Genomic DNA, 9,241 nt, shown 5'->3' with positions numbered 1-9,241 from the left:
GCCTCATCTACAGAGCGGTAATTCAGCAGCAGTAAACGATTTAATCAAACTGGTTCCAAGTGAAAGCGTTCCACTTGTATAGTTTGAAACGGTGAAAGTCACTTTACCGCTATTGTCGGTTCGAGTCGTTCGTGTGAGCAGGTTTAGACCTACATTGTTGAATAGTCGAAGTGTGTAATTCGTCTGACTCAGTGCATTACTCACAACGATATTTCCATTGGCTTGTTTACAAGTGCTGGCATACTCTCTTAGCTCCACTAATATTGTTTCCTGAACCGTATTCATTCCATCGCTGACTGTAATCGTAATTGGAATAATTGCGCTGACATTCTTAGGCTTAATTGTTAAAGTCCGATTGCCCTCAAACCCCGACAGTCTTACTGATTCAAAGGCTGAGAAGCTTGAGGCATTGTTTGTAATCTGTAACTGATTGAGTGCGGTATCTGGATCAGCGATCGTAAACGTGATGATCCGCTCATTCAATCCGTCACCCTTTGGAGCAGGGGCAAGATTCCAGGGTGCAGGCTGACCCACTGCAATCGTCGGTGGTTTGGGTCGATCATCAATGGTCTGCTCACTCATTGCCGTAGCTAGAGGAGGCGGAAAGTCTTGCGGTCTGTAGAGTTGTCCACGTTGGCAGAGAAGTTTTTCTGATGTGGGCAAATCTGCGATCGCAAATCGCGCTATTCCCCCGTTGAGCGTGGGTAAGAATGGCTTCTCTCCCAGTGAACTACTAGAGAGCCGGATAAATCCGCAGGCATTGGCTTTTAAGCTCCTTTGCCGTCGTTGATTCAAGTAAGAAACGGTGTACCAGCGCTTGGTCAGTTTAGGCAGTGCAACGATGCCATCTGAGGTTCTGAATGGTGAAGTCCTGGACTCTGCCAGTTGACCATCTTTGCAAGCTGGCAGCATTTGCACAGGAAGTTGAGCCGGATCAATGAGCATTCGTTCAACGAGGATTTCTCCGGCTGCATCGCGAATTATCAAGACTCCACAGGCATTTGTAGAGATTGTTTTAGTCGTCATCTCATCTCGCGCCGCTTGAATCGCTTGATGCGGTTGCAGCCCATACACGAAGACCCCACCGGACGGATCTTTGAAAATCCTTCCTTGCTCAGCCAAAGCAGGAACAGCCATTAAATTCATTGCTGTTGCTAATCCAATTGCCCAGTTCTTCACCCTTCAAAACTCCTTCTAATTGCAGGGAGGAGCATCACCGTACTCAAGATCGTTGCCTTGGGTATAGTGCTTGATCATGTTGCTCCAGTCATCTTCCATCGATGTCCCACTAAACAGCCTTGCTTCATTGCCCTGCCAATCCCAGGTGATCAGCCTGCCGCATTGGTTCGTCTGGATGGTTCGTGGCTCCTCAAAATAGACCGTGTAGAAGGTATTGGGCGAAAGGCTGGTAATCTCTAGTTTTCCGTACTCTGAGATATACGCCTTGGATGGCAAAATTACAGGTGCTTGATTGAGTACAGTCAACATGAATTCGGTCGAGGTCGTACTTGAACCATCACTGACGGAAATTGTGAAGGATGCCACAACGCCATGAGAGTTCTGAGCCGGAGTAATTGTGACGGATCGATTCGCTTCACTCCCCCCAAAAACAACGCCTGAATTCGGGACAAGAGGCTGATGCTGACTACTCGACAGCGTTAATTGATTCGCTGGGGTTTCCGCATCTCCGATCGTAAAATTCACCGTAATTGATGAGTTCATATTCACGGTTTGCATTGCGATCGCGCTAATGGTCGGAGCCGAATTACTTGGCGTTGTCGGTGTTGTTCCTCCTTCATCTAGGATTGTTTGATTGCTCAGCGCTGATGCCAATGGAGGCGGAAAACTGGCAGGTTTATAGAGCTGTCTGCGTTGGCAAAGAATCTGTTCTCCGGTTGGTAAATCTGCGATCGCGAATCTCGCCACTGTACCGGATGTGGTTGTCAATAAGGGCTTTTCTCCTAATGAATCACTGGGCAGTCTCACAAATCCACAGGCATTGGCTTTAATGGCTCTAAGCTGTCTGCGATCCAGCATTGAGACTTGATAACGGCGATTGGGTGTGAGTGAGATAACTGCATCACCTGTTCCAGTTCTGAAAGGTTGCGATCTCGGTTCTGCTAACTGTCCATCCTTGCAAGTGGGGAGAAGCTGTGTTGGTAAAGTCGCTGTATCGATCGTCTGTCCTTCAACTCGAATTCTTCCAACGGGTTGAGTTTTGGAAGGTTTGACAATTAAGAGTCCACAGGCATTTGAAGTAATAAACCTTGCCGGAGCGAAGTCTCTCCCTGTCTCGATCGTCTCGCCCGGTTGCAGACCATAGATAAAAATCGCGCCGGATTGGTCTTTGTAGATTCGTCCTTGTTGAGATGCCTGTGCAGGATTTGCGGTGATGATCAGTGATGCGATCGAGACTGCGATCGCAATGAATTTAAGCCATCGGTTCATAAGATTCTCCGGGAAACCGCATCCCCTTATGGGCGGGGAAGTTTACAAGTCCTCACAAAAAAGAAACCCCTGACGGCAGGGGCGGAAATGATGTGGTGATCGATGGGTTAGTGTTCCATTCCCTCCGGTACAAACAGGACTCCAGTGCGACAAATCGGTTCATTCATCGCACTTGTAATTGCTCCGATCGTTGTGTTTGCCCCTGTCCCAATTCTCACTTGAGTAGTGTTGAGCAATGGAGCAGTCGTGCTGCCTCGGAAGGTGGCATATCCGCACGCATTGGCACGAACGTTGCGAGTCGCATCAGCCGTGAAAATCGCCTCATAAGAAGTGTTCGGCGTTTTCACAATGACGACATCGCCAGCACCCGTTTTGAAGTCAGCCGTTCGAGCTTCTTCAAGGACACCATTCACGCAACGAGGAATCAAGCGAGTCGGCAAGGTTGCAATGTTGATTGTGCTGCCATCTACTGATTTCAATCCTGAGAGAGGAGCCGTACTGGAATCTCGCAACGTGATTAACCCACAGGCATTTGCGGAAACGCGCCGAGTCCGATCTGCACCAATCAAGGTTACGGGCACATCTGCGTTCGGGGTTTGTTCACCGATGTAGACAGTGGTTTGACCATTTCGCTCGACTTTGAAAGTGCTGTTGCCGTTGTAAGTTTGAGCCGATGCACCGGACACAAAAGCAGGCAGGGTGGAAAGGACTAACCCTGTAAGAGCCGCGATTTTTCTGAGTTTCATGAACTTGAATCAACTGAGTAACGTTACCCTTCCCGTGAATCATTTGGGAATTCTAGAACCTGTATTAACCAACGCCCAATCAGCACATCCATGAAACTACTGAAATCAGGGAAAGTTCTTCTCAATGCTTTGCCTTTATTTGCGATCGCGGTAATTCTCGGAGGAATTGCCCATCAAAAATATCAAAGCGATGCAGCTTTGCCCGATTATGATAATCCTTCGGCTCCGATGGCGATGTCTCTTAGAGCAAGTCCGTCTATGTCTCAATATCATTCAGTGAAGCGCGTCTCCGATGGAGATACGATCGTCCTGAATAATGGCGAGAAGGTTCGGCTTTGTGGAATTGATGCACCGGAATCCTCACAACCATTGGGAGCCGAATCGACGGCAAATTTGAAGCGGTTGATCGATGCGGCTGGCGGAAAAGTGATCGTGACGGAGATGGAACGCGATCGATATGGAAGAATTATCGGTGAGGTCTTTGTCAAACGCGCCAATGATGAAGCCTTGCTGAATATCGAGCAGTTGCAGTCAGGTATGGCTTATCTGTATGAGCGATATGCGAAAAACTGTATGAATGGGTCACTCTTTCCCGATGCTGAAAGTAGGGCTAAAGCCAAGAAGCGAGGAGTTTGGAAAGGGAACTATCAGCGTCCTTGGGATTTTAGGCGGCAGAATCGGTAGAAATAATTGCCTGCTATCGTTCTTGTCTGTCTAAGCCAAATAATATTCTCTTAAACGACGATAACTATCCCATCAGTTTCATGTTCGATAGATACAGCCATTTGATCGCTATCGAACATGAAATACTGGTTCCTCATTGCACTGTTAATATTTACAGTCAGGAATCCTAATAAAAACCGAAGCTTTGCGCGCACACAACTTAGAGGTCATCTCGCTGAATCTTCCAAGCTGAGGTCGTTCCATTCTTACCTTGCCGAATGCAGATGAATCCGTAACGTCTGATCTCATTGCCTCGCAGGGTGTGCAGTTTCAGGAGTTGAGCAAGTTCAGGAGTTGATAAACGCCATCCTTTTTCACAAGCTTCATCTAATAATCTGATGTGCCCAATTGGGTCTGAATTTGCTGGCATGATCCGCACCATGCGATCCAATAAAGTAAGCATTGCTGTCGATGGATCAGAGAGAGACTGATTGTAGGTGGATAGTTCACCGGACTGTTCGCCAGGTTCGTCAATTCTCTTCATGATGCAGAACTGATCGATCGTTGTACCATCGAGTTTCAAATAGTCGTCTAGCTCATCTAGAAGCTGGATTTGGGCTAAGGATGCCATCGCTTTCTTACTACCTTTTGGCTTATCAAATTCTAGTCTGAGTCGATTCTTACGCTCGTAGAACTGGGTCTTTCCGAGATTGTACCGTTCCATCAATTGCTCAATGCTTAGTCCGTCTAGCTCTGCTGTGATTGTTTCCATACTACTCACTGGACTGTTCACCGAACTATTATAGGCATGAAAAACCCGACCATGAACAATGATCGGGCTGAAGAAAGCAACTGAGTTAAGCTGCAATCAGAGATGTCATTTTGCAGTAAGCCAAATATATTGCTTTGTAAGGTGCATTCACCTCTGGTAGAAACTCATCATAGCGATCAATAACCCAGCTATTCGGGGTTTCTTTCATCAGAGTCGGATGAGCAGTCCGCTCATAGTCCAGAAGTTGCCTACCGACTTGTGGGGCTTCTCCCAATACATTAAATGCAAAGCCTAAAGTTGGTTCGCCAACTGCTGAAAGCTCAACATGAATGGTTTCATTCTCATGACCTTCACAATCCCATTTGAAAGGCGCTGAGAGGGTTCTGTTAACGTGAACGAGGTAAACATCAATGCTAGGTTTGAGCGACTTGTAGGGCGTAACTTTGACCTGAAACCAGCGTCGTTCTGAACCGAGTGAGATTGTTTCTCCAATGTTGGGAACTGTATCTGACCATTCCACTCGGATCGGGTCTTCGTCCACTGCTCGATCGCTCTCTCGGCAACAGGAATAAATGATGAAGTTCATGGCTTCTCCTAGATCATCTGTATCGATTATCGTCGAAATATCCGGGCTGTGCGTCTGCTCCTTCAAAAATACAGAGATAGGGTAAATCTCCTCCTACATAACGCCGCTCGACTAATCGTAATTGTCGTCCTTGCCTCTGAAAATTACGCAGCATCGTGTCGCAATCTACTCGATTTGATACTGCATGAGTCTCACGCTGTCCTTCCACATTGCCGGGATCTTGAGTAGAGGAATGATAGGACGGTGCAAGGGGCGTAGATCGAGGAGCGGGACGACTAGGAGCAGAATAACTGCCACCTCCGCCAATCGGAACGGCTGGAACGGGATAAAGTTCATTCTCACCACAGCCAGCGAGAAGCAGAATCCCGATCGCAAGGAAGGACTTCTTCATATGTATGCTGTTCAACCTGCAAAATCTGATGATTGAAAGCATACACACACTTTCAGGAGAGATCAATAGATTTTGAAAGCATGTGTATATATTTGATGTTTATCAATAAACAATCTAAAGTGTGTGTATACCTATGAAGGCGAGTGTATGTGATCATGAGTCAGTCTATATCTACTGCTCAAATGCCACGAGTTAAAGGCGTTCCTGCTGATCGCGATGAAATTAAGACCCGTCATAACGTGATGGTAAGTCCGTCTGGATGGGCAGGGCTTGACGCGATTGCGAAACGATTAGGCTATAAATCTCGCTCAGATCTGCTGGATGCGATCGGACGCGAAGAAGTCGAGATTACAAGGCTTGATCATCCAGAAGAGAGCCACGAAGAATAATGTAGTACAATTGCTCTTTCCTCAGCTTTGGAGGTAATATGCAACAAACCGCTTTTAGTGCGATCGCAGATGTGATCAAGCCTGGAATGACAATGAAGCAAGTTAGAAAAGAGGCAAAAGTCTCGAATGGTACAGTTCTCGCCTATCTGAAACGCGAGAAGGTGGCAAAGTAGATTGAACAGAAACCAAATTTCTTGAGACTCGGAAACGGGTCTTTTTTTGTGCAGTTTTTTAGTACAATCGCTCTACCCTGCATTTCCTGATCTGATGCGTCGAGATTCCATTTTCTATCGCCTGTTTGCTCAGTCTCCAAGCCTGCTCTTTGAGCTATTAGAGTCGCCACCCAATAATGCCAGTGAGTATCGCTTTGATTCTGTTGCGGTCAAAGAACCCAAGTTTGAAATCGATGGGGTGTTCTTGCCACCCGACAGCGAATGTCCTGGCGTTGTCTATTTTGCCGAAATTCAGTTCCAGAAGGACGAGCAGCTTTACGAACGGCTGTTTGGCGAATCCTTGCTTTATTTCTATCGCAATCGATCTCGTTTCTCTGATTGGGAAGCGGTGATCATTTACCCATCTCGCAGTGTTGAGCAGAGTGATTCTCACCCTTATCGTGCCTTGCTCAACAGCGATCAGGTGCATCGAGTCTATTTGAATGAATTGGGCGATTTTCGCCAACTGCCGCTAGGAATTGCGCTCCTGGTTCTGACAACTCTGACCCCGAAACAAGCTCCCTCAGAAGCACGATATTTACTGACTCAATCTCAGCAACAGGGGATGGAATCTGAGGTGAGTACCTTCATAATGGAAATGGTAATCACGATCATGTCCTACAAGTTCAGTTCTTTAAGTCGATCGGAGGTTGAAGCGATGCTAGATATTACGATTCAAGAGACACAGGTTTATCGCGATATTCAGACAGAAGAAGCGGTAAAGCTTGTTTTACGGATGCTGCCTCGCCGCTTGAAGCAAGAACTTTCTGAAGAGATGCGATCACACATTACCGCTCTAGCTCTACCACAATTAGAAGAACTGGGAGAAGCGCTAGTCGATTTTGAGCAATTAGATGACCTAACAGCATGGCTACAAAACCATTAAAGTTCATAGACAATGCGACTTCAGGAAGTCAGATTCTTCTCAATTCGAGGATCAGGGATGAGCCACATGATCGCAACTACAACGTACAATCCAGAGGCGATTAACGGATTAATCAAGGTGGATAGAATCGCGATCGTGTAAATCAAAAGTGAGACTTTGCCTTTGAAGTCGCGACCCATTGCAAGCGCCAACGTGGAATCTTGACCGTGATGCGTGATCAAAACACGGGTGAGGATGAAGTAAGCGATCGCGCTCAATAAAAGAACTGCACCATAACAAGCCACAGGGACAGGGGCGAAGTGTTCTCCCATCCAGCTTGTGACGAAGGGGATGAGCGATAACCAAAACAGCAGGTGTAGATTTGCCCACAGAATTCGACCATTGACGTGCCGCGCTGCTTGGAGCAAGTGATGGTGATTGTTCCAGTAAATCCCAAGGTAAATAAAGCTCAGCACATAGCTTAGAAATACCGGAATCAGAGGACGCAGAGCGGCGAAGTCAGTTCCATGAGGCGTTTTGAGTTCTAACACCATGATCGTAATCAGGATGGCAATGACCCCATCGCTGAAGGCTTCTAATCTTCCTTTTCCCATCAGTCACATTCTCCCTTTCTGCTGGACTCAGGTGAAACGCTTCCTGAATCTTATTCTGTAGCAGGATCAGATTAATGTTCGAGATGTAGAGATTCGCTATGAATTCGCGCATTGCCGCCTTATCCCTGCCACTGTTGGAAGAATAAGGAGAAGCATTGGTCGATTTTGAGGGGGTGAGCGATCTGATGACTGGGTTAGAGAAGCAGGCTCAATAAACTGATTTGGCTTTATCAGCGCACTGTTTGGGTAGTCTGAATACGATCAGACTGGCTCTCGAAGCGTGGTTCTACTGGGCGATTGAACCAAAACCAGGCAAGAATCATCACTAGGACAAAGGAAACGCCTTCCCAATTAATCGTTATTTTTCTGCGATCTTCCGAGGTAGTGTCTTCCTGCTCAAAATCGTATAAGTCGGTTCGATTCAGAAGAAAGTCTTGATTCTTCAAATTTTCCAGATGTTCTCGCCTTTCTTGATCGCCATCCCAGATGTCATTCAAGTCTCGTTCTTGTCTACTTTCTTCAATCTGTTTTCTAATCTGCTCGAAGTCAAGGATTCTGTCTTGCTCCTCAGTTGAAGAATTACACTCGCATGAATTCTCAAGCTCCTCGATCTTCTGCTTAAGCCGTGTTACTTCTTGCCTAAGCTCATCGTTTGAGTTCCAAAACATGATTTTCTCCCTAGAACCGGATGAAGCTACAAGGCGAAAATACACTGTACCTACTGATTTATAAATCCTTCTAAAGAGCGGTGACGAGAGGCAATTCGGTTTACATCAACGACGCACCCAATTTTCAGGAAAAAGTTGCGTGCTTTATCGAACCTTCAAAATTCAGTATTGCTGTGATAAAGATACGGGTATTTTTGGGCACGTTTATAACAAGTGAAATAAAACAAGCTAAGAAGCGCTTTATACGCTTACTAAATTACATTCTCCTAAAACCGTGACCGAACCGCTAGAGATATCAGATCTAGTTCGGGAGTTGCGCCAAAGGCTGGGACTGACCCAAGAGCAGTTTGCAGCCAAGCTTGGTGTGACCTTTCCGACAATTAACCGCTGGGAAAATCAAAAATCGAAACCTTCCAAGATGGCAATGATGCTAATTGAAGGCAAGGTGAGAGAGTTGGGTGACAGCGGAGAAGATTTGCTCAAATATTTCTCTGGAAAATAGATCACATATTTATCAATAATTTCTGCGTAAATTCTTTGTTCTGAATCAAATTGTCTTAGTTATTTTTTCACCTTTGCCCCCGTAGTCCTGTATTACTGCGTCTCAGGCAGTCAGCCCCCATGTCTCAGAGCATCTTTTCCAGCAAAGCTAATATTGCTCGCGCTTTTCATACGGTGCAGAACTACTATCCTGACTTTCTGTTCCAGCGAGAAGACAAGACCTATGTGATTGTCGAGGTGAAGGGCGATCACCAAATTGATGATCCGATCGTACAGGCGAAGAAAGAATTCGCGGAACAGATGGCGGAAGCGAATGAAATGACTTATCGAATGCTCAAAGGGAGCGAAGCTGAACGAGGGCAGTATAGTTCTCTGCTGACTTAAGA

13 protein-coding genes are annotated in these 9,241 nt (G+C 46.3%); 6 read left to right on the top strand and 7 right to left on the bottom strand.

Features of this window, described 5'->3' with window-relative positions; translation table 11 throughout:
- Positions 1-3 precede the first annotated feature (3 nt).
- From ACMUEV_RS27125 to ACMUEV_RS27115, 3 genes are all read right to left on the bottom strand, one after another.
- The gene (locus ACMUEV_RS27125; protein WP_190653849.1) at positions 4-1,179 is read right to left on the bottom strand and encodes a hypothetical protein; all 1,176 of its coding nucleotides are present in this window, start codon (positions 1,177-1,179) and stop codon (positions 4-6) included.
- A gap of 15 nt (positions 1,180-1,194) precedes the next feature.
- Complete coding sequence (locus ACMUEV_RS27120) at positions 1,195-2,448, bottom strand: Ig-like domain-containing protein (RefSeq protein ID WP_190653848.1); 1,254 nt, start codon at positions 2,446-2,448, stop codon at positions 1,195-1,197.
- 107 nt (positions 2,449-2,555) lie between these two features.
- The gene (locus tag ACMUEV_RS27115) at positions 2,556-3,194 is read right to left on the bottom strand and encodes a hypothetical protein (RefSeq protein ID WP_190653847.1); all 639 of its coding nucleotides are present in this window, start codon (positions 3,192-3,194) and stop codon (positions 2,556-2,558) included.
- Between the two features lie 90 nt (positions 3,195-3,284).
- Between ACMUEV_RS27115 and ACMUEV_RS27110 the strand changes: the two genes are divergently transcribed.
- The gene (locus ACMUEV_RS27110) at positions 3,285-3,878 is read left to right on the top strand and encodes a thermonuclease family protein (RefSeq protein ID WP_190653846.1); all 594 of its coding nucleotides are present in this window, start codon (positions 3,285-3,287) and stop codon (positions 3,876-3,878) included.
- A gap of 199 nt (positions 3,879-4,077) precedes the next feature.
- Here ACMUEV_RS27110 and ACMUEV_RS27105 read toward each other — a convergent pair whose 3' ends face one another.
- From ACMUEV_RS27105 to ACMUEV_RS27095, 3 genes are all read right to left on the bottom strand, one after another.
- A complete protein-coding gene (locus ACMUEV_RS27105) occupies positions 4,078-4,629 on the bottom strand; it encodes a hypothetical protein (RefSeq protein ID WP_190653845.1) in 552 nt (183 codons plus the stop codon).
- Between the two features lie 85 nt (positions 4,630-4,714).
- The gene (locus ACMUEV_RS27100; protein ID WP_190653844.1) at positions 4,715-5,215 is read right to left on the bottom strand and encodes a hypothetical protein; all 501 of its coding nucleotides are present in this window, start codon (positions 5,213-5,215) and stop codon (positions 4,715-4,717) included.
- A gap of 13 nt (positions 5,216-5,228) precedes the next feature.
- Positions 5,229-5,606, bottom strand: a complete 378-nt coding sequence (locus tag ACMUEV_RS27095; protein ID WP_190653843.1) for a hypothetical protein — start codon at positions 5,604-5,606, stop codon at positions 5,229-5,231.
- 155 nt (positions 5,607-5,761) lie between these two features.
- Here ACMUEV_RS27095 and ACMUEV_RS27090 point away from each other — a divergent pair, with 155 nt between their 5' ends.
- The 3 genes from ACMUEV_RS27090 to ACMUEV_RS27080 all read left to right on the top strand — a co-directional run bounded on the left by ACMUEV_RS27090 (position 5,762) and on the right by ACMUEV_RS27080 (position 7,093).
- Entirely contained in the window at positions 5,762-5,995 is a 234-nt protein-coding gene (locus ACMUEV_RS27090) for a hypothetical protein (RefSeq protein ID WP_190653842.1), read from the top strand.
- A gap of 38 nt (positions 5,996-6,033) precedes the next feature.
- The gene (locus ACMUEV_RS27085) at positions 6,034-6,168 is read left to right on the top strand and encodes a hypothetical protein (RefSeq protein ID WP_277880481.1); all 135 of its coding nucleotides are present in this window, start codon (positions 6,034-6,036) and stop codon (positions 6,166-6,168) included.
- Between the two features lie 94 nt (positions 6,169-6,262).
- Positions 6,263-7,093 (top strand): Rpn family recombination-promoting nuclease/putative transposase, encoded by an 831-nt coding sequence (locus ACMUEV_RS27080; protein ID WP_190653841.1) that lies wholly within the window; start codon positions 6,263-6,265, stop codon positions 7,091-7,093.
- Positions 7,094-7,113: 20 nt separating this feature from the next.
- Here ACMUEV_RS27080 and ACMUEV_RS27075 read toward each other — a convergent pair whose 3' ends face one another.
- Positions 7,114-7,686 carry a TMEM175 family protein gene (locus ACMUEV_RS27075; RefSeq protein ID WP_190653840.1) on the bottom strand — a complete coding sequence of 191 codons (573 nt, stop codon included), beginning with the start codon at positions 7,684-7,686 and terminating at the stop codon, positions 7,114-7,116.
- Positions 7,687-8,628: 942 nt separating this feature from the next.
- Between ACMUEV_RS27075 and ACMUEV_RS27070 the strand changes: the two genes are divergently transcribed.
- Together ACMUEV_RS27070 and ACMUEV_RS27065 are read left to right on the top strand one after the other, a co-directional pair.
- Complete coding sequence (locus ACMUEV_RS27070) at positions 8,629-8,856, top strand: helix-turn-helix domain-containing protein (RefSeq protein ID WP_190653838.1); 228 nt, start codon at positions 8,629-8,631, stop codon at positions 8,854-8,856.
- A gap of 119 nt (positions 8,857-8,975) precedes the next feature.
- Positions 8,976-9,239 (top strand): TnsA endonuclease N-terminal domain-containing protein, encoded by a 264-nt coding sequence (locus ACMUEV_RS27065; RefSeq protein WP_190653837.1) that lies wholly within the window; start codon positions 8,976-8,978, stop codon positions 9,237-9,239.
- The last annotated feature ends 2 nt before the right edge of the window (positions 9,240-9,241 follow it).

It is taken from the genome of Leptolyngbya sp. FACHB-1624 (genome assembly GCF_047649235.1).
GTDB classification, from domain to species: Bacteria; Cyanobacteriota; Cyanobacteriia; order Leptolyngbyales; family Leptolyngbyaceae; genus Leptolyngbya; species Leptolyngbya boryana.
This window is presented reverse-complemented; position numbering and strand designations above follow the sequence as displayed.